The organism is Nocardia sp. NPDC047038 (genome assembly GCF_040644075.1).
Lineage (GTDB): Bacteria > Actinomycetota > Actinomycetes > Mycobacteriales > Mycobacteriaceae > Nocardia > Nocardia sichangensis.
Window position 1 is genome coordinate 15,907 of sequence record NZ_JBEYVQ010000019.1, and the last position, 23,600, is coordinate 39,506.

General features: G+C 69.9%; 22 protein-coding genes and 1 riboswitch. Of the genes, 13 read left to right on the forward strand and 9 right to left on the reverse strand.

Annotation, left to right across the window (positions count from 1 at the left end):
- Window positions 1-6 precede the first annotated feature (6 nt).
- Genes ABZ824_RS34320 through ABZ824_RS34330 form a run of 3 tightly spaced genes read left to right on the forward strand, consistent with a single transcriptional unit; the run spans window position 7 to window position 2,468 of the window.
- Window positions 7-969 carry an AvrD family protein gene (locus ABZ824_RS34320; RefSeq protein ID WP_355081178.1) on the forward strand — a complete coding sequence of 321 codons (963 nt, stop codon included), beginning with the start codon at window positions 7-9 and terminating at the stop codon, window positions 967-969.
- Between the two features lie 35 nt (window positions 970-1,004).
- Window positions 1,005-1,781 carry an ATP-binding protein gene (locus ABZ824_RS34325; RefSeq protein WP_356968384.1) on the forward strand — a complete coding sequence of 259 codons (777 nt, stop codon included), beginning with the start codon at window positions 1,005-1,007 and terminating at the stop codon, window positions 1,779-1,781.
- A gap of 9 nt (window positions 1,782-1,790) precedes the next feature.
- Window positions 1,791-2,468, forward strand: coding sequence for a class I SAM-dependent methyltransferase (locus tag ABZ824_RS34330; protein WP_355081175.1), 678 nt, complete (start codon window positions 1,791-1,793; stop codon window positions 2,466-2,468).
- 84 nt (window positions 2,469-2,552) lie between these two features.
- On the opposite strand, the gene ABZ824_RS34335 is transcribed toward ABZ824_RS34330, so the two are convergent.
- Window positions 2,553-5,066 (reverse strand): AAA family ATPase, encoded by a 2,514-nt coding sequence (locus tag ABZ824_RS34335; RefSeq protein ID WP_356968386.1) that lies wholly within the window; start codon window positions 5,064-5,066, stop codon window positions 2,553-2,555.
- Window positions 5,067-5,229: 163 nt separating this feature from the next.
- Here ABZ824_RS34335 and ABZ824_RS34340 point away from each other — a divergent pair, with 163 nt between their 5' ends.
- Window positions 5,230-6,432, forward strand: a complete 1,203-nt coding sequence (locus ABZ824_RS34340) for a styrene monooxygenase/indole monooxygenase family protein (RefSeq protein ID WP_356968388.1) — start codon at window positions 5,230-5,232, stop codon at window positions 6,430-6,432.
- 13 nt (window positions 6,433-6,445) lie between these two features.
- Here the strand turns inward: ABZ824_RS34340 and ABZ824_RS34345 are convergent, their stop codons facing one another.
- A complete protein-coding gene (locus ABZ824_RS34345; protein WP_356968390.1) occupies window positions 6,446-7,702 on the reverse strand; it encodes a cytochrome P450 in 1,257 nt (418 codons plus the stop codon).
- Between the two features lie 484 nt (window positions 7,703-8,186).
- Here ABZ824_RS34345 and ABZ824_RS34350 point away from each other — a divergent pair, with 484 nt between their 5' ends.
- The 5 genes from ABZ824_RS34350 to ABZ824_RS34370 all read left to right on the forward strand — a co-directional run bounded on the left by ABZ824_RS34350 (window position 8,187) and on the right by ABZ824_RS34370 (window position 13,429).
- On the forward strand, window positions 8,187-8,582 hold the full coding sequence (locus ABZ824_RS34350) for a hypothetical protein (RefSeq protein WP_355079285.1): 396 nt from the start codon (window positions 8,187-8,189) through the stop codon (window positions 8,580-8,582).
- Between the two features lie 233 nt (window positions 8,583-8,815).
- A riboswitch (TPP riboswitch) is annotated at window positions 8,816-8,930 on the forward strand.
- Window positions 8,927-10,291: a cytosine permease gene (locus ABZ824_RS34355; protein ID WP_356968393.1), complete on the forward strand. Its 1,365-nt coding sequence runs from the start codon at window positions 8,927-8,929 to the stop codon at window positions 10,289-10,291. Its footprint overlaps the riboswitch before it by 4 nt.
- A 21-nt stretch (window positions 10,292-10,312) precedes the next feature.
- Window positions 10,313-11,146 carry a DUF72 domain-containing protein gene (locus tag ABZ824_RS34360; protein WP_355079289.1) on the forward strand — a complete coding sequence of 278 codons (834 nt, stop codon included), beginning with the start codon at window positions 10,313-10,315 and terminating at the stop codon, window positions 11,144-11,146.
- A complete protein-coding gene (locus tag ABZ824_RS34365) occupies window positions 11,143-11,649 on the forward strand; it encodes an LOG family protein (RefSeq protein ID WP_356968395.1) in 507 nt (168 codons plus the stop codon). The genes ABZ824_RS34360 and ABZ824_RS34365 overlap by 4 nt, the downstream gene beginning before the upstream one ends.
- 334 nt (window positions 11,650-11,983) lie before the next feature.
- Window positions 11,984-13,429 carry an alpha/beta fold hydrolase gene (locus tag ABZ824_RS34370; protein ID WP_356968397.1) on the forward strand — a complete coding sequence of 482 codons (1,446 nt, stop codon included), beginning with the start codon at window positions 11,984-11,986 and terminating at the stop codon, window positions 13,427-13,429.
- Here ABZ824_RS34370 and ABZ824_RS34375 read toward each other — a convergent pair.
- The 6 genes from ABZ824_RS34375 to ABZ824_RS34400 form a co-directional block, all read right to left on the reverse strand.
- Window positions 13,426-13,749 carry a CopG family transcriptional regulator gene (locus ABZ824_RS34375; RefSeq protein ID WP_356968399.1) on the reverse strand — a complete coding sequence of 108 codons (324 nt, stop codon included), beginning with the start codon at window positions 13,747-13,749 and terminating at the stop codon, window positions 13,426-13,428. The genes ABZ824_RS34370 and ABZ824_RS34375 overlap by 4 nt on opposite strands.
- Window positions 13,742-14,020 carry a hypothetical protein gene (locus tag ABZ824_RS34380; protein WP_355079297.1) on the reverse strand — a complete coding sequence of 93 codons (279 nt, stop codon included), beginning with the start codon at window positions 14,018-14,020 and terminating at the stop codon, window positions 13,742-13,744. Before ABZ824_RS34380 ends, ABZ824_RS34375 begins: the two co-directional genes overlap by 8 nt.
- Window positions 14,021-14,054: 34 nt before the next feature.
- Window positions 14,055-15,485: a DUF4153 domain-containing protein gene (locus tag ABZ824_RS34385; protein WP_356968401.1), complete on the reverse strand. Its 1,431-nt coding sequence runs from the start codon at window positions 15,483-15,485 to the stop codon at window positions 14,055-14,057.
- 331 nt (window positions 15,486-15,816) lie between these two features.
- Window positions 15,817-16,917, reverse strand: coding sequence for an ATP-binding protein (locus ABZ824_RS34390; protein ID WP_356968403.1), 1,101 nt, complete (start codon window positions 16,915-16,917; stop codon window positions 15,817-15,819).
- A complete protein-coding gene (locus tag ABZ824_RS34395) occupies window positions 16,914-17,609 on the reverse strand; it encodes a response regulator transcription factor (protein ID WP_356968405.1) in 696 nt (231 codons plus the stop codon). Before ABZ824_RS34395 ends, ABZ824_RS34390 begins: the two co-directional genes overlap by 4 nt.
- A gap of 84 nt (window positions 17,610-17,693) precedes the next feature.
- A complete protein-coding gene (locus ABZ824_RS34400) occupies window positions 17,694-18,143 on the reverse strand; it encodes a MarR family winged helix-turn-helix transcriptional regulator (protein ID WP_356968407.1) in 450 nt (149 codons plus the stop codon).
- 154 nt (window positions 18,144-18,297) lie between these two features.
- On the opposite strand from ABZ824_RS34400, the gene ABZ824_RS34405 reads away from it, so the two are divergent.
- Window positions 18,298-19,734 (forward strand): MFS transporter, encoded by a 1,437-nt coding sequence (locus tag ABZ824_RS34405; RefSeq protein WP_356968409.1) that lies wholly within the window; start codon window positions 18,298-18,300, stop codon window positions 19,732-19,734.
- A gap of 21 nt (window positions 19,735-19,755) precedes the next feature.
- Here the strand turns inward: ABZ824_RS34405 and ABZ824_RS34410 are convergent, their stop codons facing one another.
- Window positions 19,756-20,892, reverse strand: coding sequence for a lipase family protein (locus ABZ824_RS34410; protein ID WP_356968411.1), 1,137 nt, complete (start codon window positions 20,890-20,892; stop codon window positions 19,756-19,758).
- 118 nt (window positions 20,893-21,010) lie between these two features.
- Between ABZ824_RS34410 and ABZ824_RS34415 the strand changes: the two genes are divergently transcribed.
- The 3 genes from ABZ824_RS34415 (at window position 21,011) to ABZ824_RS34425 (ending at window position 23,432) form a co-directional block, all read left to right on the forward strand.
- A complete protein-coding gene (locus ABZ824_RS34415; RefSeq protein ID WP_356968413.1) occupies window positions 21,011-21,640 on the forward strand; it encodes a TetR family transcriptional regulator in 630 nt (209 codons plus the stop codon).
- Window positions 21,641-21,705: 65 nt separating this feature from the next.
- Window positions 21,706-22,419 (forward strand): endonuclease/exonuclease/phosphatase family protein, encoded by a 714-nt coding sequence (locus ABZ824_RS34420; protein ID WP_356968415.1) that lies wholly within the window; start codon window positions 21,706-21,708, stop codon window positions 22,417-22,419.
- Window positions 22,420-22,904: 485 nt separating this feature from the next.
- The gene (locus ABZ824_RS34425; protein WP_356968417.1) at window positions 22,905-23,432 is read left to right on the forward strand and encodes a hypothetical protein; all 528 of its coding nucleotides are present in this window, start codon (window positions 22,905-22,907) and stop codon (window positions 23,430-23,432) included.
- Window positions 23,433-23,600 lie beyond the last annotated feature (168 nt).

Sequence of the window (23,600 nt, forward strand, 5' to 3'; positions counted from 1 at the left end):
ACCCACATGTCCACCGAACTCATCGCTTACGCCGATATCGACACCGTGCTGGGGCACCGCGACGGGCGCTTCTTCGGCGAGGGCTACAAGCGGATCACCCACCGCATCTTCGACATCACCCTCGACCGCGACGCGCAGGACCGTCCCCGGCTGACGGCGACCGCGGGAGTGCACTATCCGCTGGACTGGTCGCGCAAGAGCACCCGCGTGCTGGTCCCGCACGTGAGCAGCATCGATTGCTCGATCTTCGGCTACCGGCTGCTCGAGGTGATCCTGCGCGAGTGCTACGGACTCACCGACAGCGAGATCCGTTCGTGCTGGGTTCCTTTCGTCCAGTTCAGCAGTGGGACCATCGCGACGGAGTCGCTGGAGGAGTTCCCGATCAGCGCGACGGTGGTCGCGGTGGAGGGCGACACGATCAGCATCACCGGAGCCCTGGGCGGCGGTATGAGCCTGGAGGCCACCGTGGCGTTGCCCGCGCCACCGCGTCCGGCCCAGGCCGCACGGCACACCGTGCACGAGACGGGCCGGGGGTACTTCCACGGCGGGGTGTACGCCCGCGGACAGTACCTGCGCAATGTCGTCGTCTCCGACGGCGGCAGCCGGGCGCAGGCCGATTTCGCGCTCGCGGAACCGGATCCGGCCGGGCCGTGGCACGGTGTGGCCGACGCCTACCAGCCCTCGGTCACGCTGGTCGACGCGACGGTGATCCTGGCGCAGCTGTCCCAGGTCGTGCTCTACGAACTGGACAACATCGCCCGCAAGGACAGCGAGACGCTGTGGATGCGCCGGATGACCGCCCGCGCGTCCGCTCCCCCGGCACCGTTCACCTCGGGCACCGCGACCACGCACATGGCGCGATCGATGGTCCTCGCCTTCGGCGGCGGCGACTGGCGCATCTCCAGCTGGGCGTCGGACTTCGCCGGGTGCGAGATCCGATACGACCTCGCGCACCGACTGCCCGCCTAACCCGCGCAATTCCGAACGTTCAGAAAGGCACCCCCATGTCGGGAAACAATTATCGACGCATCGTGATATCCGGGACCTACTCGACCGGAAAGACCACGACCTCCACGGCGCTGTCCCTGCTGACCGGGATTCCCCGGGTGGACGCCTCGTCCGCGCGCGAAGTGGTCACCGAACTCTATCCGGGCATGCGGTTCCAGGACCTGAGCACCACCGAACTGATGGCGCTCGGCTTCCGCAGGCTGGAGTTGCGCATCCAGGCCGAGGCGATCCTCGATGCCCAGGGCGGATTCATCGCCGACGGTTCGGTGCTCAACGAGTGGGTCTACGGCACCACGCGGCTGATCACCGGCCCGAACCCCGGGTCGACCCGGTGGCACAAGGCCGTCAAGAACACCCTCACCCTGCCCGGCCGGCCGTTCTACCGCCGCTACCTCAACGCCTACGGCGATATGGCCCGGCAGCGGGCCCGGCAGAACTACGACATCTTCTTCCACCTCCCGGTGGAGGTGCCGATGGATCCCGACGGCCACCGGCCGGTCGACGAGCGCTACCGCGCCATCTCCGATCGGCAACTGCTGCACGCGATCAGCGAGCTCGGGCAGCCGGTGGTGACGGTGCGCGGCACCCCCGAACAGCGCCTGGAATCCATCGTCTCGATGCTCGACATCCCCACCGTGATGGACATCGACGTCGCGGTGAAGGAGGCGATGGAGATCGTGCGCAGCAGCCGCGAGCGGGTTCAGGAAACGATCATCTCCCAGGCACAACCGAACACTCTCGGCCGCAAGATCAAGTTCGCCACCCGCGTTTAGGAGCACGCCATGACCGTCCTGCTGGACAAGACCAAACGCTACAACCCGATCGACTCGTGGTTCTACGACAACTTCATCTCCGATGCCGTACGGGAGATGACCCCGACCCTGTTCGACGACATCGTCGCCCAGCTCGACGACGGCGCCCAGGTGCTCGACGTCGGTTGCGGCGGTGGGCAACTCGCGGTCGGGCTGGCCACCGCCGGGACCACGTTGCGGCTGACCGGCATCGATCTGTCCCCGCAGCAGGTGCGCAGGGCACGCAAGCGCGGCGCGGCGCTGGGCAGCCGGATCCAGTTCCGGGAAGGCTCGGCGATGGACCTGCCGTTCCCCGACGCCGCCTACGACGCGGTGATCAGCTCCGGCTCGATCAAGCACTGGCCGAATCAGCGCAAGGGTCTCGCGGAGATGATCCGGGTGCTGCGGCCGGGCGGTCTGCTGCTGGTGATCGAGGCGGATCGGGGCTGCACCTTCGAGGACGCGCGGTCGTTCGTCGACCGCTGGAAGCTGCCGCAGCCGATGGCGCGCGCCTGCCTGCCGTTCTTCCGCACCTACATCGCCGGCTACGGCATCGACCTGGAGGACGGCCGCGAGCTGGTGGCCGATCTCCCGGTCACCGAGGCTACGGTGCGGCGCATCTCGGGCGAGCCCGGTATTCAGATCACCGCGCGCAAACTGGACGAGTGAACACGGCTCCCGTCGGCGAATCCTGCCGGTGATCGAGCCGGGCGGCGGCACGGCCGAGACGCCGCCCGGCTCGACTCGGTGTTCTCACGAGCGCCGGCCGCGCTGGGGCTTGCGTGCGGCTTCGTCGGCTACCTGAGCCTGCCGTTCGGCGGGCACCAAGGCGCGGATGTCCTCTCGGGAGCCGATCATCAGTTTCGCCAGGATCGAGCTCATCTGGGCGTCGACGGTCTTGAACGAGCTGCCGCGCCGGGCGGCGATGGCGGTGTTCGTCCAACCGGCCGCCGCCAGCACGGCCACTTCCTGTTCGGCCGCCGACAATTCCTCCCAGTGCGAGGGACGGCGCTGCCGGACCGGATGTTCGACAGGTAGCCGGTCCAGCGACAGCTTCCCCAAAGCCAGGTGCACCACCTCGCCCAGCTCCGGACGCAGCAGCGCACCCTCGCGCTCGGCCTCCGCGAAGGCGGACTCGCCCAGGACCGCCCGGGCGGTGCCTGCGGCGATCTCGGTCTCGATGGCGAACGGGCCGAGATTGGACATGTTCACGCCGATTCTGTCGCGCAACGTGGCGCCGCCACCGACCAGGCGCGCGATATCGCGCGCCCGCGCCGTCACCGTGCCGGAGCCGCCGCCGGTGTCGGTGTCGGTGTCGCGGATCGAGCGCGCCAGTGCCCAGGCGGTGATGTGGACGGCCCACACCACGCCCCACTGATCGCGCATCGCCAGCTGAGTGGTCAGCGCGGCCCGTATCACGGTGAGCGCTTGTTCCGTGTCGCCGTGTCCGGTCAGCGCGATCCCCCGCGCCAAACCGGCCCACGACGCGGCCCATCGCGCGCCGGAGCGCTCGGCGTGGTCCAGGTGCCGCCGGGAGGTCTCCAAAGCCTGCGCCGGTGTGCCGAGCAACGCCGCGGCCAGCGCTTCGAACAGTTCGCTCATCGCGGCCCCGCCGCGGTCGCCGTCGGCCAGGAACCGCTCCCGAGCACGGGCCAGTACGGCGATCGCGCGCACATCTCGGCGCACCAGCATCAGCTCGGCGCCTCTGGCGAATTCCACCGGGGCGGGCAGCTCGATGTCATCGAGCCGCTCGCGCCACCCCGCACGAGCCGCTGGGTCGAGCAGGCAGAGTGCGACGCATTCGTCCAGCATCCGATCGGCGTCGTGGTGCATGCCCTGGCACAGGCTGATCCACGTGATCAGCGACATCGCCGTCACCTGCAGCGGCACCGGCTGCGGGTCCAGCGTCCGGCTGGCGGCCAGCGTGCGCTCGGCCCAGCGGCGCGGTTCGCGCAGCGAACCGCTGAGGAACGGGATGCGCAGCGCGATCAGCCCGGCGGCGATCTCCAGCCCCACCACGGCCTCCTCCGGCACCGCGAGGCTGCCCGCTATGGCGCACAGCAGGTTGTCCCAGGCCGCGCGCGCCCAATCCAGCAGATCCTGCTCGTCCGGGCCGAACCATACCGCTCCGGCCGCAACGACCTTGTCGCGGTAGTAGCGGCGGTGCCTGCCTGCCAGCCGGGCCGGTTCGCCGTCGCGTTCGGCCAGTCGCTGCTGGGCGAACAAGCGGACGCTCTCCAGCAGTGAGTACCGCACCGTTGTCGCGGTCAAATGCACCGTGACCAGTGATTGGTCCGCGAGCCGTTCGAGCAGGCCGTCGATCTCCGCGCGAGCCAACCCGCCCGGCTCGTCGTCGGCGCAGACCGCCTCGATCGCCTCCAGCTCCGCGCCGACGTCCGACTCCGCCGGGTCCGCGTTCTCCGGGTCGACGTCGTACCCGGCCGCGAACACCGACAGCCGGTCGAACAGCAGCCGCTCTTTGTCCCGGCACAGGTCGTACGACCAGGCGATGACGTCGCGGATACCTTGATGCCGTGCCTCCGCGCCGATCCGGGGACCGGGCGACCAGCGCAGCCGCCGGTCGCTCGCCTCGCCGGTGAGGTCACGCAGGATCATCCGCAGCGGCTGCCGCAACAGCCGTGCGGCGGCCAGACGGATGTAGAGCGGATGGTTGTGCACATGGCGGCAGATCTCCACCGCCAGGTCGGTCTCCTCCTCGGCGACGGTGTGCCCGGTCAGACCGGCGCGCGCACGGAACAGGGTGAGCGCCTGTTCCCGCGACAGGGCGGGCACCGGCACCAACTGCTCGTCGACCCAGCCGATCGCCTCGCGGCTGGTGGCCAGCACGGTCAGCCCCGGCGCCGCCTCCAGCAGGTCGGCGATCACCCGCCCCGCGCCGTCCAGCACGTGTTCGCAGTTGTCCATCACCAGGATCGTCTGCAGGGTGCGCCCGACCGCGTCGCGGCGGCGCAGCGTGTCCAGCACCGCCTCCCACGCCGACCGCCCGGAGAAGTCGGCGTCGATGAGCGAGCGCGCGAGCAGTTCCTCGACCGCCGCAGCGCCGGAGTCCCGGGACAGCAGCGCCAGGCGCACCCAGTGCACCGGCACGCGTCGCGCCTTGTGGAACCGCTGTGCCGCCTCGGTCGCCAGCCTGGTCTTGCCGATGCCACCCGCGCCGATCAGCGTGACCAGGCGGGTTCCGCCCAGCAGCGCCATGCCGATCTTCTCCAATTCGCGCTCACGCCCGACGAAGTCACTGGTGGCCACGGGTGCAGACCCCAGACCCGGCGTACGTCCTTCCGACACAACAGGGCAGCGTAGTCGGGTCGCGGCGGCGGATACGCGGGTCTCTACCGATGCGCGGTGTCCACCTATACGCGGACGATTGCGCTGTCACGGCAGTCGATCGCACGACCGGAAGGACACGATGGTGGGACGGATACTGGTACTCGGGGCGGGCGAATGCGGGTTACCCCTCGCCCACCGTCTGCTGCGCGGCGGGCGGACGGTGACGCTGGTGACCGATCGGGACGCCGACGCGGTCCTCGCGGGCACCGTGACCAGCACCCAGGTCAAGTTCCCGCCCACCCTGGACCTCGAATCGGATATCGGCCTGGGCTTCTGGCGCTCGACCGCGCCGAATATCGAGGGCATCCGGTTCACCATGGCCATCGATCGCGCGGCGGTGGTCGGCTGGACCGGACGATTCACCCGCCCGGCCCAGAGCGTGGATCAGCGGACGGTGTTCGCCCGCTGGCTCGGCGAGTTCCTGGCCGAGGGCGGCGACTTGCGCATCGCCGAGCCCTCGGTGCCGGAGCTCGACCAGCACGCCGCCGACCACGACCTGACCGTGGTGACCCGTGCGGGTCGTGAGCTGGCCGGCTGCTTCGAAGCCGATGCGGCGTGGCCGGTAGCCGCCGCACCGATGCGGCGACTGGCGGTGCTCTATCTCGACGGCGTCCAGCCGGACCCGGAGAACCTCGGCTACTACACCACGCTGCCCGAGCACGGTGAGGTGATCTCCTATCCCGGGCTGACCGGACGACCGGGGCAGGAACGCCGCTGCGAAATCCTGCTTTTCGAGGCGCGGCCTGGCGGCGTGCTGGATGTATTCGACCAGCACGGCACGCCCACGCAACGCTGGGCGCAAGCCTGGGAACTGCTGGACGCGCACCTGCCCGCCGAACTCGCCGAGCGCTACCGGCACGCTCAGCCGACCGATGCCGGAGCGACGCTGGTGGGCGCGGTGACTCCGGTCATGCGTCGTCCGGTGGGCACCCTGCCGTCGGGCAGGCCGGTGCTGGGCGGAGGCGACGTCGTCTGCCGGATGGACCCTGGCGGCGCACAGGGCGCCAACAACGCCGTGCACTGCGCGGTCCGCTACGGCGAGGCGATCCTGCACGATCCCGACGGCCCCTACGACCGCGCGTGGATGGAGTGGGCGGCCGCGCCGTGGCTGACGGCCGTCGCGCACCCCGCCGCGCGGTGGACGGCCACGGTGCTCGATCCGCCACCCGCCCTGCGCGAGATGATGCTGGCCGCCCAGCACGACACGACACTGGCGGACGCCTTCGCCGATACCTTCGCCCGGCCGGCGAACCTCACCCGGCTCGCGGCGGCAGCGCCGTCCTGACCGACTGCCGGATTCAGGATTGCCAGGGCGGCGTTTCGGGAAAGACGACCGGCAGCGCGGTCAGAGCGCGGTGAAAAGGCCCCGGCCGCCAGGTCAATTCGTGCACCGGCACGGCGGGCCGCAGTTCCGGCAGCGCGTCCAGCAACTGGTCCACCGCGTCCTGGCCGATCAGGTAGGCCGCGCTGCGGGCCGGACAGGCGTGTGGCCCGGCGCCCCAGGCCAGATGTGATCGGTTGCCGCTGTGGTCGTGCCCGCTGATCGCCGGATCGTTGTTGCAGGCGGCGAAGCTGATGACGACCGGCTGATGCGCGGGCAGCCAGACGTCGTCGATCAGGATCGGCTGGCGCGGATAGGTGACCGAGAAATTCGCCATCGGCGGGTCGGTGAACAACACCTCGTCGAGGGCGTCTCGGGTGGACATGCTCCCGCCGAGGACGTCGCCGCCGAACCGGTCGTCGGTCAGGATCAGCACCAGGGTGTTGATGATCAGGTTCTGCAGCGGCTCGATGCCCGCCCCGTAGAGCACGACGAGCTGATGGATCACCTCCGCGTCGTCCAAACCGGCCGGATGCCGCAGCAGCCGCGTCGTGATGTCCTGGCCGGGCTCGGCGCGCTTGAGTTCGAGCAGCCGCAGCAACGCGGTGACGAGCAGGCGATTGCCCTCCTCGGCGTCCACCCCGTCGAACACGGCGCGGGTCGCGGCGGCGACTTCCTGCCCGATCTCCGGCGGGCAGCCCAGCATGGCGTTGATCGCCTCGAAGGCGAGCGGAAAAGCGTACTGCGACACCAGATCGGCGCTGCCCGCCGCGCAGAACGCGTTGATCAGCGGGACCGCGATCCGCTCCACCGTCTCGTGTAAGGCGTGCAGATCGACGGCATCGATGCTCGCGGTGTTCGCCTGGCGGTAGCGCGCGTGCTCCTCGCCCGTGCTGCGCATGGCGTTGGGGCGCCACTCCAGCACCGGCAGCACCGGGCAGTCGGTGGGGACGTTCGCCTGCCAGGCGCGCGGGTCGGCGGGAAAGTGGGCCGGATCGTGCATGATTCGCACCGCCGTGTGATAGCCCAGTACCAAGGTCGCCGACACGCCCGGCGCGAGCTCGACCGGCGCCATCGAACCGTAACGGGCGCGCATGTCGCGGTAGGCGGCATGCGGATCGGACGCGAACTCCGGGGAATACAGCGATACGCGCTCGATGTCGTGGTCGATCGGCGAACCATGGTGTACGCCGGAGTTGTTCGCGGTGCGATCGAGGTCTCGGGACGTGGTCAACGCGTCACTCCCACGGTAGAAGCGTGCACGGCGAGCGCGGGCGCACTCGGCGCGGATCGTCGCGGCGTCGTCCGGTCCATACGGCGCACCACTGCGACGCATCGTCCCGACCGCGCAGCGGATCGACACACAGGATGGTCGCGTAGGTAGAACGCGGGCATCGGTAGCCGCGCGTGACCTGCGGCAATGCGAGCGCTTCCGCTGCACCGCAACCGGATTCGAGACCGCTCGTCGCCCGGTCGCCCTCCACCGATCGACACGGTCACCGACGAATGCTCACCGGCAGCGCCGTGGGCCACGCGAATCCCTCAGGGACGCTGGTTATTCGCTACAGAAGGCAGGACCGACGGACGCGTCCGCTCCGAGACGGCCGCCCGGCCGCGCGCCCGCATCCCCGGGAGCACAAGCACTTCGACGTGCAAGTGGCTGGTGTATAACTTCCATCGGCCCGGTCGACTCCACCGACAAGCGATAGCGAGAAACGATGCACGGTTACCTGAACCAGGTGTCCCAGAGCACGACCCCCTCCGGCTATCCCACCCGCGAGCCCGAGACCCGTGCCGTCACGCCGCCGCGCACCGCGGATCTCGTCGTCAGCGCGCTGTTGTGGTTCCTGCCCGCGACGCTGGCGGCGATGTCGACGATCCTCGCGCCGTGGTTCCTGATGGCGGGCGGCATCTGCGAGTCCAAGCCGGAGTGCCGGGTCGACACCAGCGCGGGCGTCTGGATCATGGTCGGCGGCGGAATCGTGGGCTTCGCCCTGGGCGCGTTGCTGTCGGTGCTGGCGGCCCGGCAGGGACGGGCGATGTTCCCTGGCGCGTTGGTCGGTGCGGTGCTGGTCCTGCTCGCGTGGTTCGCCGCCTCGTTCCTCATGGGCTGAGCCGCGCGCGGGCAGCAGCCACGACAGACCCGTGACCGCGCGGCGCTCGGGGAAGTCAGTGCGCGTCGTAGATGCCCTGACAAGGGGCCGGCGCGGTGGTGCGCACCCGCTCGTCGGGTCAGTGCGCGAAGCGATCCGGGGCCATAGGAACTCGCCACTGCGCCGCGGACCTCGGGCCGCTTTGTTCTCGTTCCCAACTCACGAAACTGGCGCGGGTGTACTATTCGCCGGAATCACCCCACCGCGGGAGCTCGGGCACGGCCGGGCTGAGAGGGCGGACCGCACGCGTCGCCGACCGCATGAACCTGTCCGGGTAATGCCGGCGTAGGGAGAGCGTTTCCGTCATGTCGTCGACCCGCGCGAGCGCGGCGCAAGAAGCCCCGCTCACCCTCGACCAGCCCGCGCCGAAAGTGCTCTCGTTCTGGGACCAGAGCGCGTTCTGGGCCAATCTCGGCGTCAGCCTCATCGCGTTCTCCGGCGCGTACACGGTGCTCGCGCCGAATGCCGAGGGCGCGGCGCAGATCTCGATCGCGGCGGGCATCCTGGCGACCGTCCTCGGCACCCTGGTGGGCGGACTGATGCTCGGCGCCGCCGCGCTGACCGGCGCGCGTACCGGACAACCCGCCATGGTGCTGCTGCGTGGGCTGTTCGGCGCGAAACTCAGTTATCTGCCGACCGTCCTCAATATCGCGCAATTGATCGGTTGGGGCACATTCGAGCTGATCGTCATCGGCGACGCGGCCGGGGAGTTGTTCGGCGGCGGCCCGCACTGGCTCTACGTGGTGGTCGCGGGCCTGCTCACGACCGTCCTCACGATATGGCCGCTGAGCTCGGTCCGTCTGCTGCGCAGGTTCGTGACCGCCGGTGTCGTGATCGCCCTGATCTGGTTCTACGCGCAGTTCTTCCGCGCCGGTCTGCCCGATCTGCGGGCGAACCCTGGACCGAGCGGGAGCGGGCCGTTCGGCGTCGACTGGAACCTCTTCTGGGTCGCCACCGATGCCGCCTTGGCCGTCTCGATCTCGTGGGTTCCGGTCGCCGCCGACTACACCCGGCACTCCCGCACCGGCCGCTCGGCGTTCGGCGCGGCCAGCGGCGCGTACGCGCTCACCCAGATCATCGCCTACGTCCTCGGCCTGTTCGCGCTGTCGCTGGCAACCGGCGCAGGCGGGCCGTACGCACCGTTCCTGCAGGTGAGCCTCGGTGCGCTGTTCTTCTTCGTCTTCGTGCTGCGGGAGGCGGACCAATCGTTCGCCAATGTGTACTCCACCGCCGTGTCGATCCAGAACCTCGCGCCGCGCGTCGACCGCAGGGTGCTCTCGATCGGCCTCGGCGCCCTGATCACGGTGCTGGCCCTGCGGTTGGACATGAGCAACTATTTCGGCTTCCTCGGACTCATCGGTTCGGTGTTCGTGCCGCTGCTCGGCGTGCTGGTCGCCGACTTCTTCCTGCGTGCCCACCGCGAGTGGAACACCGCTCCCGACGCGCCGGCGCGGTGGGGCATGGTGGTCGCGTGGCTGGCTGGCTTCGCGGTGTATCAACTGATCAACCCGGGTGACGCCGGAGTGTGGACCGAGTTCTGGGATCGGGTTCGGCAGGCTCTGCATTTCACCGCGCAGGAGTGGATGAGCGCATCGCTGCTGTCGTTCCTGGCGGCGCTGGCGGTGGCCTGGCTGGTCGGCAAGGTGGCGGCGAGGACCGCATCGGCGTAGCGAATGCGCCACCATGGAGACATGGGCCAGATCAGGATCGGCACGTCGGGCTGGGTCTACCCGCCCTGGCGCGGGACGTTCTATCCGCAGGGCCTGGCGCACAAGCGCGAGTTGGCCTATCTCTCGGAGCAGCTCGACAGCGTGGAGATCAACGGCTCGTTCTACGCACTGCAACGCCCGTCCAGCTACCAGAAGTGGGCGGAGCAGACTCCGGACGATTTCCTCTTCGCGGTGAAGGGCAGCCGGTTCATCACACACATGAAGCGGCTGCGCGACGGAGACGATCTGCTGGCCAACTTCCTGGCCTCCGGCCCGCTGGCGCTCGGGCCCAAGTTGGGGCCGATTCTGTGGCAGCTGCCGCCGACCTTCCGCTTCGACGCCGATGTGCTGGACGCCTTCTTGTCCGGGCTACCGCGCAGCACCGAGCAGGCCGCCGAGATCGCACGCCGGCACGATCACCGCGTCGATCCCGCGCATACGAGCACCGACGCCGACCGGCCGTTGCGGCACGCCCTGGAGGTCCGGCACGACAGCTTCGTGACCCCGGCCTGCACCGATCTGCTCGGCCGCCACCAGGTCGCCCTCGTGGTCGCCGACGCGGCGGGCAAGTATCCGCTGCTGGAAGAAGTCACCGCCGACTTCGTCTACATCCGGTTGCACGGGCACGACGAGCTCTACGTCAGCGGATACACCGACGAGGGTTTGGACATGTGGGCGGAGAAGATCCGCTCGTGGGCCGGATCGCTGGACGTCTACACCTATTTCGACAACGACGCGAAAGTGCGGGCACCGCGCGACGCGATGGCGTTGCGGGAGCGCCTGGCGTCGCTCGTGTCGCCATGGCCCGCGGGATGACGAAGGTGACGCGGCAGGTCGCCGTGTGCGGACCCAGGGAGTGCACGCGACAGGAAGCGGAGTGGGCGCGTGCGGTCGGCGAACTCTTGGCGCGGGCCGGGATCACCGTCTTGTGTGGCGGCGGGGCCGGGGTGATGGCCGCGGTCGCCACCGGTGCCGCCGAGGTCGGTGGACTGGTGATCGGCGTGCGTCCGGACACCGACCGCGACGCGGTGTGTCCCGGGCTGTCGGCGGTGCTGTTCACCAACATGGGTGAGGCGCGCAACGCGATCCTCGTCGAGTCGGCGGACGCGGTGATCGTCATCGGCGGTTCGTGGGGCACGCTGTCGGAGGTCGCGCTGGCCCGCAGGCGTGGTGGCATTCCGGTTGTCTCCCTGGGCGGTTGGCAGATTCGCGACGCGAATGGACGTCCGGTGGCGGCGACGGTGGGCGCGGCCGATCCGGCCGACGCGGTGCGCCGGGCACTGGACGGGATCGATTCCGCACCGGCCGAGCCGACCTGAGGCCACCGATCGATCCGGGGCGGACGGCGCGGTGCACAAGAGGAGCCGACCATGCCTTGGGCGGCATGCACCGCGGACGGTCGTTGCGCCAGGCGTGAATTCGGCTCAACCGCGCTGCGCCGAAAATCGGCGCTGCGATTGCCCTCTGTGGCCGGCGCGACACTGCCACAAGTTTTCCGGATTGCCGAATCGCCTGATGGGTGCGGTCGGACGTAGTCCGTCCTCTGCCCGCGCATGGCCGGAGCGAAGGTGGAGGTACGCCTAATCTGCGCTCTCCCAGATCTTTCCGATCACGCAATCTTGCGCATCACGCAAGTTTCGCTACCGTGGAGCCGTGGCATTCGTACTCGGCTTGCGCGAACGCAAGAAACTCGCCACCCGCGAGGCGCTCGGTTTCGCGGCGCTGCGACTGGCCGTGGAGCGGGGGCTGGACAACGTTCTCGTCGAGGACATCGCCGCGGCGGCCGGGGTGTCGCCGCGGACGTTCAACAACTACTTCGCGAGTAAGTACGAGGCCGTCTGCTCGGTGGCGGTGGACCGGGCCCGCCGGATCGCGGACGACCTGCGCGCCCGCCCGGTCGCCGAGCCGCTGTGGCCCGCGGTGATCCACGCCGTGCTGGCGGAATTCCGCGACGCCGAGCCACCCGATCCCGCCTGGACCGCGGGCGTTCGCCTGATCACCCGAGCGCCGCTGCTGCAGGGTGAGTACCGCAGATCCCAGGCGGTGATCGAGGGCGCGCTGGCCGAAGCCATCGCCGAGCGCACCGGCCGACCGATCGACGCCGACATGTTCCCGCGGATCATGGCCGGCGCTCTCACGGCAGCGCTGTGTGTGGCCATCGACCGATGGGCCGATGCCGATCCACCCGTTCCCGCGCTACCGGTCATCCGGGAGGCGTTGCGGCAGTTGTCCCTTCTCCCAGGAGCGTTTCCGATGGATGTCCCCACCCAGCACACTCTCGCCGTCCCCGGCGCGACCCTCTACTACGAGATCCGCGGCACCGGACCGCTGTTGCTGCTGATTCCCGGCGGCAACGGTGACGCCGCATCCTTCGACGCCGTCGCCGAGCGGCTCGCCGACCGCTACACCGTGGTCGCCTACGACCGGCGCGGCTTCACTCGCAGCCCCCTCGACGGACCGCCGCACGATCGCGTGATCACCGACGGCGCGGACGCCGCCGCGCTGCTCACGCACCTCACCGACCAGCCCGCCCACGTCCTCGGTAGCAGTTCCGGGGCGATCGTGGCGCTCGAATTGCTGCGCGCCCGGCCGGAACTGGTGCGCACGCTCGTGGCGCACGAACCACCGCTGGCCACGCTGCTGCCCGACGGCGAGAAGTGGCTGGCCTTCCTGGACAGCATCCACGAGCAGAGCAAGACCGAAGGCACCTCCGCCGCCATGGCCGCGTTCTCGGCGGGCATCGGCATGCGGCCCACGCCGCCTCCCCCGCTCGAACAGCTGCCGCCGGAAGCCGTCGCGACAGTCACCAGGATCCAGCAGAACTTGGTCTTCTGGATGGAACACGAGCTGAGACAGTATCCCCGGTACGCCCCGGACCTCGCGGCGTTGCGCGCGGCATCGGACCGGCTGGTACTCGGCGTCGGACGCGAATCGAGAGACACCTTTCCCGGACTTCCGAACGCCGTACTCGCGAAGGAACTCGGCCTGGACCTCGTCGAGTTCGCGGGCGACCACGTCGGCTATCGCATCGCCGCCGACGAGTTCGCCACGCAACTCGATCGCGTCCTGACCCGCGACACACCAGCCGCCGCGAACTAAGCCGACTGGCGCAGGGGATGCAGGGCGGCCAGCGCCCGCAGTGCGTCGGCGCGTGAGATGGGCTGGTCGTTCTCCAGGGCGGCCAGTTCCAGTTCGATCCAGTCGCGGATGAGCGCGGACATGGTCACGTTGCGCTGCTCGGCGGCCTTTTTGACCCGCTGGTGCAATTCCAGTGGGATGCGCAGCGACGTGGTGACGGTGACCGTGTCCTCGGCGCGCAACGGCGGGGGCAGCTCGGCCGCGTCGACCGGCGCGTCACTGTATTCCAGACCGGAGAGGAAGTCCCGGACGGCCTCCGGGTTCGTCGGATAGTCAGTCATCGGTGTGCTCCCAACGCTCGAGTTCGGCCACCTGGGCCTCGGTCATCTCGACCGCGCCCAGGATGTCCCACTGCCAGCCTTCGGTGCGGCGGACAGCGACGATGAGCGGCCGGCCCGCCTCGGTCCGGCCCCACACCGTCAGGACCGCGAGCTCGTTCCGGCCGTGCGCCTGCCGAGGCCATCGGCGGGCGCCCATGAGCACCTGCAGCACTTCACGCGGGTCGATTCCCACCAGCGACAACAGTGCCCACTCAGGCCAGTTATAACCCACGATCAGCGATAATACAAGTGTATTGCAAGGAAGCTCACCGCGCTCTCGCCCGGGACAGATTCCAGCTCTGCCAGCTGTCCTCGCCCAGGTCGGCGCGCAACCTGGCACGTACGTCCGCACGCAGCGGCTCGGGAAGCCGTTCGGTCGCGGGCATGATGTCCGGCGACAGCGTCACCAGGTATTCGGTGTCCAGCGCTTTGCCCCGCTGCCAGCGATCGATGTTCTCCTCGGCGATGAGTCGCTCCGGGTCCACCACGGCCAGCGCCAGCAAGGTCGCCATGGCGGTGCCGAGCACGGCGCGCGGCAACCATGCCCGGCGCAGTCGCAGCACCGCGACCAGGACCAGGATGTAGACCAGGCCGAGCCACAGTTCACAGACTTCCACCAGCAGGCGCAACACCGTGAAGCCGTAGGCTCGCTGATAGGTCCACATCCGGCCGAGCGCCGAGGCGACGATCACCAGCGCCAGCAGGCTCACCGCCGTGAGCAGACCGCGCAGCCACCACCGGTCGGCGGGCGTGTCCTGGGCCGCCCAGCGCAACACGACAACGAGCACCGCGAGGGTCAGGACGGTGACCGCCGACAGTTGCCAGAAGCCGGTGCGGGCGTACTCGGCGTAGGTCAAGCCCGACGTCTTCCGGACATGCTCGTCGCCGCCGAACAGCACGACGAACTGGGTCACGACGAAGGCCGCGAACAGGATCGCGAGCGCACCGACCGGCAGTGCCCATTCCGAACGGCGCAGTGTTCGCCCACCCGCGCGCGCGGTGGCAGGCGGCGGCGGGCCCGCGAGCACGAACAAGGCACTGACCGCACCGAGCGCGACCAGCGCGAACAGGACGATCCACCGCACCACCGAGGGGATGTCCAGGTCCGGCGTCACGGTCTCGAGCAGCGCGGCGAACATCGCGTCGGCGCTGCCGAGCAGCGGAACGAAGACCGCGAGCAGCGCGACGGTCACCGCCACCGACAGCCCGAGCCGCCGGGCCCGCGGCGTGTGCGAACCGCGCACCTTGGCGGTACCGGCGTACACCCACGGCACGGCGGAGACCGCCTCCAGGCCGAGCGCCAGGGTGTCGTAGAGGATGCCGTTCGCCGAGCGGCGTCCCACGACCGCCAGCGAACCGGCGACACACGCCGCGAGCACGCACAAGGCGAACAGCCAGCCCGCCGCGCGGACGGCGCCTACCGCGAGCAGGACGAGCGCGAGCGTCGCCCACCACGCGCGTCCCGCGAACCGCGCTCTTCGCGCGTAATGCGATGTCGCCGCCCACCCTTCGAGCGTTGGTTCCGCGTCCCCAGTGGTGTCTTCCGTCGTGCTCGCCACGTCCCTGCGGGCGTTCAGGTCGACGAGGACGACCGCCGTCACCGCGATCGCGGCGGCGAGAACCCAGCCGATGCCGGGCCGGTCCCAGTGGACGAGGATCGCCGCCGCCAGACCGGAGACGAGCGCGGCAGGCACCACGCCGGGAGGACAGACGACACGCCGCCACTTGGGTGGCCGCTGCCACGCAGTCGGGCGGCTTGGGAAAGGCTGGACGGACCCGCCGGTCGGTGTACCCGCAGCGGCGATGCCCGCCGTCCGCACCTCCGATCCGGCGACCGGTGGCTCGACCATCGCAGTCCCCGACGTTACTGTGGCGGAAGCATTTTCAGCGCTCCATGCGACAGAGTCCTGGGGTTCGGCCGTCGAGGCGGATTCGGGTTCGGGTTCGGGAGGCATGGTTCGTCCCTTCGATAGGCGTGCGGAATCACCCCGGAACCGTTCTGGTGGTCCGGGTCGGATGAGTGGCAGGTCAACGCCCGGGCAGAACGACCCGGATACGGGAGCCCGGCTCGGCGACCGCGATGGTGCCGCCGTGCAGGTCGACCACCCAGCGGGCGATGGCGAGGCCGAGCCCGGTGCCGCCGCCCGTGGTCCGGCCGCCCCTGGTGAACCGGTCGAATACCCGGGCGCGTTCGGCGTGCGGGATGCCGGGGCCGTCGTCGTCGACGTCGATGACGGCCTCGCCTTGCGAGACACGAACGGCCACGCGGACTTCCCCGCCCGCAGGTCCGTGGCGGGCGGCGTTGTCGAGCAGGTTGAGCAGCACTTGGTGCAGACGCGCACGGTCGGCGTACACGCGGGCGGCGCCGGGCAGCACGTCGGTGCGGAATCGCACGCCGCGCCCGAGCGCGGCGGTCATGACCTCCGCTTCGGCGACGACGTCGGCCAGCAGCGGCGCGATCGGCAACTCCTCGCGGTCGAGCGGGAAGGCGCCCGCTTCGATGCTGGAGAGATCGAGCAATTCGGACACCAGCAGGGTGAGCCGTTCGGTTTGGGCCAGTGCGGTGCGCAGGGTCGCCGGGTCGGGTTGGGAGACGCCGTCGACGAGGTTCTCCAGTACCGCCTGCAAAGCGGTGATGGGCGTGCGCAATTCGTGCGAGACGTTGGCGATCAGGTCGCGGCGTTGCCGGTCGGCCGCCGCGAGGTCGGCCGCCATCTGGTTGAACGCCTCGGCCAGTTGCCCGACTTCGTCCCGGGAACTCGCCCGCACCCGCAGGGTGTAGTCGCCGTGGGCCATCCGTTTCGCCGCCGCGGTCATCTCGCGCAGCGGCCTGGTGATGCCGTGGGCGAGGAACTGCGAAGTGAGCAGCGCGATCACCACCGCGGTGAGCGTGGTGCGCGGGGGCAGCCATCCGATCTTGAACCGGAAGAATCCGAACGCGACCCCGCCGGAGCACAACATGAGGATGGCGAGCTTCAGCTTGATCGACTTCACCGGGTCCAACGGCCGGGGCAGCAGCTCGGCGATCCGATCGCTCGCTCGGCGCACCCACCGCCGTTCGCCATATTCGGCTCCCCCGTCGAGTAATTCGCGTTCCACCTCCGGTGCGCTCTCGGGTTCGGTACTCATCGGGCATCCAGGGCGTACCCGACGCCGCGCACGGTGCGGATCAGGTCGGCGCCGAGTTTGCGACGCAACGCCTTGATGTGGCTGTCGACCGCGCGGGTGCCCGCCGCGTCGGACCAGTCCCAGACGTCTTCGAGCAGCCGCTCGCGCGCGAGCACCGTGCGCGGGCGGCGGGCCAGCCGGGCGAGCAGATCGAATTCCAATGGCGTGAGCAGGGCCTCGACTTCCGCGCGCCAGACCCGGCGCTGGTCGACGTCGATTCGCAGGTCACCGACCAGGATCGTCGCGCCGTCGCGGTCGGCGGCCCGGTCCAGCCGGCGCAGCAGCGCGTGCACCCGGGCCGCGAGCACGCGCAGTGAGAAAGGTTTCGTGAGGTAGTCGTCCGCGCCGACACCCAACCCGACGAGCTGGTCGGTTTCCTCGGCGCGCGCGGTGAGCATGAGTACGGGCACCGGGCGGCGCGCCTGAATACGGCGGCACACCTCCAATCCGTCGAACCCCGGCAGCATGACGTCGAGCACCACGAGGTCCGGTCCGACGGCCTCGGCGGCGGCGACGGCCGAGGGACCGTCGTGCGCCAGGTCGACGGTGTACCCCTCCGCCCGCAGGCGAGCCGCGACGGATTCGGCGATGGTCATCTCGTCGTCCACCACCAGGATCCGCCGTGCGGCCTGCGCCGGTGCGCTGTGTTCCATGCACCGAACCCTAGCCACCGGCTGTGGAGAGATCCTGGCTCGATTGTGGAGATTTCGTGTGCATCCGCGCGGGCGCGCCCGCGTTCAGGGCCGGGGCCACGGACGCTTGTCGATGCGTTCGATGTCGGTGTTGAACCGCTTCAGGAATTCGGCGAACGCGGCGATGTCCTGCGCCGTCCAGTTCGCCAGGACGTTTTCGAGAGCGCGGACGTTGTAGGCGCGTTCGGCGTCGAGCTGGCGCCCGCCCTCGGCGGTGATCCGGAATTTGCGCGCCATGCCGCCGTCCGGATCCGGAATACGTTCGATCAGACCGGCTCCGCGCATGGCGGTGGTCTGCCGGTGCAGCGTCGAAGTGTCCAGGCCGAAGGCATCGCTGAGTTCTCCCACGGACATCGGGCCCTGTACCCGCAGCCTGCTCAGCACCGTGTAGGCGCTGCGGTCGAGGTGGCCACGGCCCCGGCGGGCCTTGGCGCTGAGGCTGTGCCGCCCCAGCAGCATGGTCTCGAACTCCACCGAAGATACGGGCTTGTCCACACAACGCTCCTGCCGATATTCGCCAGCTACGGGCTCATCTCCGCACCTATACCACACTCCTGCGGCCCGACCAGCACATTTGCATAGTACAACTCTTGTGCATCATGCAATTCATATGTACTGTGCACAAGAATCGCAAGAGAGGGAGACCCGCGTGACAGCACCATCGGCAGCTCGGTCCGAGGGCATCGTCGGCGTACTCGCGGCGGCAGGCATCGTCGCCGCACTGATGCAGACCCTGGTGGTGCCGTTGATCGGGGACCTGCCCCGGATCCTGGACACCACACCGTCCAACGCGTCCTGGGTGATCACGGCGACGCTGCTCGCCGGCGCGGTGGCCACCCCGATCACCGGACGCCTCGGCGATCTCTACGGCAAGCGCCGCATGCTGCTGGCGTGCACGGTTCCGCTCATCGCCGGATCGCTGGTCTGCGCGCTGGCGAGTTCGGTGGTGCCGATGATCGCCGGTCGCGGCCTGCAGGGCATCGGCATGGGTGTCGTCCCGCTCGGCATCAGCGCGTTGCGGGACGTCCTGCCCGCCGAACGACTCGGCACGTCCATCGCGGTGATGAGCGCGTCGATGGGAATCGGTGGCGCGCTGGGTCTTCCGCTGGCCGCGGCGGTGGCCGAGAACGCCAGCTGGCGCGTGTTGTTCTGGGGCTCGGCGGTGCTGAGCGCTGGTGTCGCCACGCTGATCTGGCTGCTGGTGCCCGCCATCCCGGCACGCGGCGGCGGCGGTTTCGACGTTCCCGGCGCACTCGGTCTCGGCACGGCGCTGGTGTGCCTGTTGCTCGCGGTGTCCAAGGGCGCCGATTGGGGCTGGACGAGCGGAACCATCCTCGGCCTGTTCGCGGTCGCGGTCCTGGTCCTCGCGGTGTGGGGCTGGTGGGAACTGCGTACCGCGGACCCGCTGGTCGACCTGCGCGTGACCGCGCGCACGCAGGTCCTGCTGACCAACGCGGCCTCGATCGTGGTCGGGTTCGCCATGTACGCGCAGTCTTTGATCATCCCGCAGCTGCTGCAACTGCCGGTGGTCACCGGGTACGGCCTCGGGCAGTCCATGCTGGCGATGGGATTGTGGATGGCTCCCGCCGGCCTGGTGATGATGGCGGTCTCCCCGCTCGGCGCCCGGCTGTCGGCCGCGCGCGGGCCGAAGGTGACGCTCGCCGTCGGCAGCTTGGTGATCGCCCTCGGATACGGTTCGTCGGTCGTGCTGATGGGGTCGACCTGGGGGCTACTCGTCGTGACCTGCGTGTGCAGCGGTGGCGTCGGCCTCGCTTACGGCTCGATGCCCGCGCTCATCATGGGCGCGGTCCCGCTGTCGGAAACCGCGTCGGCCAACAGCTTCAACACCTTGATGCGCTCGATCGGCACCACGGTGTCGGCCGCGGTCGTCGGCGTCGTCCTCGCGCAGATGAGCACCCGCCTCGGTGGGCACACCATCCCCACCGAGGCCGGCTTCCGCACCGGATTGCTGATCGGTTGCGGTGTCGCGGTGCTGGCGGCGCTGATCGCGCTGGCCATTCCGGTTCGCAAGTCTGCCGCGACGCTGCCGGAGGCCGACCCCGAGCCCGCGGCCGCGCGCGCCTGAGCGCCGCGGCCCGCGCGGGGGTCAGGCGAACAGGCGGGCGACGAACGGAATGCTGTCGGACAGCGAAGCGGCCATCGTGGCGCTGTGATCCTTGCCCGGATACACGTGGACCTCGGGCCGGACGCCGTGCGATTCCAGATCGGTGACCAGCTTCGCGGTCAGGGGAGCCGGGACGTCGGTGTCGTTGGTGCCCTGCCCGATGAACAGCGGCCGGTCGTAGCCCGTGAGCGGAACGTCCATGACGGAGCGGGCGGTGGCGACGAAATCGCCGTCCGCCAGCGGGCGCGAGAACAACCGGTTGACCGAGATCCCTTGCGCCCGCTCGGCCAGCGGCTGGAAGCACAGCGATTCCGCGGCGGTGGCCAATTGCTTGCCGACCGGGCTGAGGTAACTGTCGAGATCGAAGCCCGGTCGCGCCGCCCGCAGTCCGTTCATGACATACGCGATATAGGCGGTGAGGTGCGAATTGTCGATCGGAGGGGCGTCGGGCCCGAGGAACGAGGCGGCCTCGACGACATTGGAGGCGGGGCCGGTGGCGACCGCGCCGCGGTAGTCCAGTTCAGGGGCGTACGCCGTGGCCAGCGAGGCGGTGAACACCGCGGCTCCGCCACCCTGCGACTGCCCGATGGCCACCCACTTCGACGACAGCGAATCCTCGACGGCGCGGGCCGCGCGCACCATGTCGATCCCGGCGTGCGCCTCGGCGCGTCCGTCCAGATACGCGTGCGGCCCCGGGGTGCCCAGACCGATGTAGTCGGTCGCGACGACGGCGTAGCCCTGGCGCAACCAGGTCGCCAGGTAATCCAGGTCGCGCTTGCTACGGCCGGCGGTCGACGGTGCGCATTCGTCGGCGAGGCCGACCGTCCCGTGCTCCCAGGACAGCACCGGCCAGCCACCGCTCGGCGGCGTCCCCGCCGGAACGAAGACCGCACCACCGGCCAGCGCCGGCCGGTCATCGGAGGTCCTGGTCCAATACGTCAGGCGGCGGGCCGCGCCCGCGCCCTCGATCCAAAGCTGTTCGGGCAGCGCCTCGTCGCCGGCGACCGCGCCCGGAGCCGCGCCCGGCCCCGTGGGGTCGGCCACGGCCGCCCCCACCGGCGGACCCGCGAAAAGCAATGCGGCCGCGGCCACGGTGATTCCTGCACGTCGCACCGACATGGCGCCACCTCTCGGTTCTCAAACTGGTGTCTCGTCGAGACACTGTAGCCCGATTTTCGGCTAATGTGTCACTTTGAGACACCAATGGGGATGACATCGCCGAGAGAGAATGCGGGGCATGACGGGTGTGAACGGTCCACGCGACCGCGAGAAGGCGCGGGTGCGGCGGGAATTGGTCGACGCGGCGCTGCGGCTGTTCGAGCTGCATGGGTTCGAGCAGACCACCGTGCAGCAGATCGCCGACGCGGTACAGGTCTCCCGGCGGACCTTCCACCGTCATTTTCCGTCGAAGCTCGCGGTGGTGTTCAGCCACGAGGAAGACCTCATGGCCCAGTTGCTCGCCGCCGTCGACCGACGCCCGGCGAGCGAATCGGTGCTGACCGCGGTGCGCGCGGCGCTGCGCGACTTCTTGCTCGACGAGCGGGACGCACCGTCGCGCGACCGCCAGGCGGAGACCGCGCGCCGAGCCAGGCAGCTGCTGGTCGGCAATCCGGAATTGCGCCGGGAGAACTTCATCGGGGCGCTGGGACGCCAGCGCGCGATGGCGCTGAACTTCGCCGCCCGCGCCGGGCTTCCCGCCGATGACCTGCGACCGCAGCTCACTGCCGCGGCCTGTTTCGCGGCCTTCGGTGTCGGCCTCGATCACTGGATGATGGGAGCGGACCACTCGATCCCGGCCTTGCACCGGGTCCTCGATCGCGCGATCGCGTCGCTCCAGCGGGGCATCGACATCCAGGGCGCCGGCTGAGCGCGCGCCGGATCGGCACAGCCCGCGCCGCAACCTGTTTCAATCGGTCGCATACCATCGCGAAGGTGATCACGGTGGCCACTTGGAACGTCCTGCATCGCGTCCACGCCGAGAACTGGTACGAGGACGTCGCCACCCGCTGGCCGGACGAGGGCGCACGGATCGCCGAAGTCACCGCGCGGGTGGCCGAACGCACCGAGCGGATCATCGCGTTACAGGAGGTCAGCGGCGATCAACTGGCCAGCCTGCGAATGGCGCTGCCGGATCGAACCTTCCACGCGATGCGGTATCAGCGGTTGCCGACGCCGCGGCGCATGCCCAGCTCCTTACTCGACGGCGGGGAGTACCTGGTGGTGCTCACCGCGGAGCCGAGCAGGGAGGTGACCGCCGAATCCTTCGCACACGACCACGGCAAGGGCGCCCTCGTCGTCGACGTCGGCGGGCTGACGGTGATCGCCACCCATGTCACCGGCGACCGGCGGCGCACCGACCAGCTCGCCCGCCTGGCCGAACTCGCCACCGATGCCCCGGAGGACGCCGCGGTGCTGCTGGGTGACTTCAACATCGACCGCGCCACCGTCGCCGCCGGGTTGGGTGACCACTTCATGGTCGCCGAACACGTCGCGGGTGGGCTGCCCACCCGCCCGCGTTCCTCGGGAACGAAGTCGCAGCACATCGACCACGTGGTGGTCCACGGCGCGACCGTCACGGCGGCGTCGGTCGACGACATCGGCGGGGTGTCCGACCACAATCTCGTCCACGCGAGCGTCATGGTGTGAGTCGGCCGGGGTCCGCGTCGGTGCCGTCGTGCTGCCGATGCCGGGCGGGCCACGAGTTCGGTGCCGCGGCGATTCCGGTCGACCCGTGCCGGAGGTCGCAACGGAAGTTCCGGAAAGCGGGGATGCCACGGCATGATCGGCGAGTTCGGGGAGGGAGCCGGGATGTCCGCGGTCGCGAAATCTCCCGCGCACACAGCGGGTTCCGCAGCGGCGGCGCGTCTTCGACCGCACTGATTCGTTGCCGTGTCACGTGCGCCGCAACAGCACCCGGACTGGGTCACGCCCAGGTCCCGAATTCCGGGCAGCACGAACGACCTCGGCGCGTACGACGAACGTCGTCACCCGCCCGCGGCAGAGATACTCCACGCCAGAACGATTCGGCTCCGGTCTGTGGCCGGGACCCGTCGAGTCGAGTTCGGCGCGCGGGTCCGTCGGGCATCCGATCTGGCACCACCCCGCGCTACGACGGGCGGTAGTATGAGTCGGTGCGTAATCCGACGGTAGTGGCGGCGCGGCTGCGCGGCGCGTTCGTCGGATCCGCGGCCGGGGCGGTGAGCATCGCCGCGCACGCGCTCGGCGGCGGTGCGATGGCACCCGGCGCTGCGCCGATCGCCCTGCTGATCGCCGCGTGCGCGGCGGTCGGCGTGCTGGCCGGTGTGCGACCCCACCGGCACGGGCTCGGCGAGATGATGGCCACGCTGGCGGTGGCGCAAGCTGTCGCGCATTTCGCGTCCACCCTGTCGGCCGCTCATCACCACGACGCGGGCGCGACCTCGGTCATGCTCGGCACGCATCTCGCGGCCGTCCCGCTCGGCGCGCTGCTCATCCGCGCCGCCGAACACGCTGTCGTGCGCGCGGTTTCCGATGTGCGCCACACGGTGCGCGTGCTCGGTGAAGGCCCCAGCGCGCCGGCCCGGATCGGCTCGCCCGCGTTCGGGCATGTTCTCCCCCATCCGCGCCGCCCGCTACTGAGTTCGGGCCCCGGCTTGCGCGGCCCGCCAACGATCCGCTGACCCCTACATCGCGCCGACGAGCATCGCCGAAGTGCCAGCCGCGCTCGACGACTTTGCCGACGATGCGCTTCGGATCATGGCTGCCCGCTCCGGCTCGCGAATGCCGTTCCGACCTCGGGAATCACGGCGGTACAGCGCCGGAGAATCGACTCGCCGTGAACCGGATTG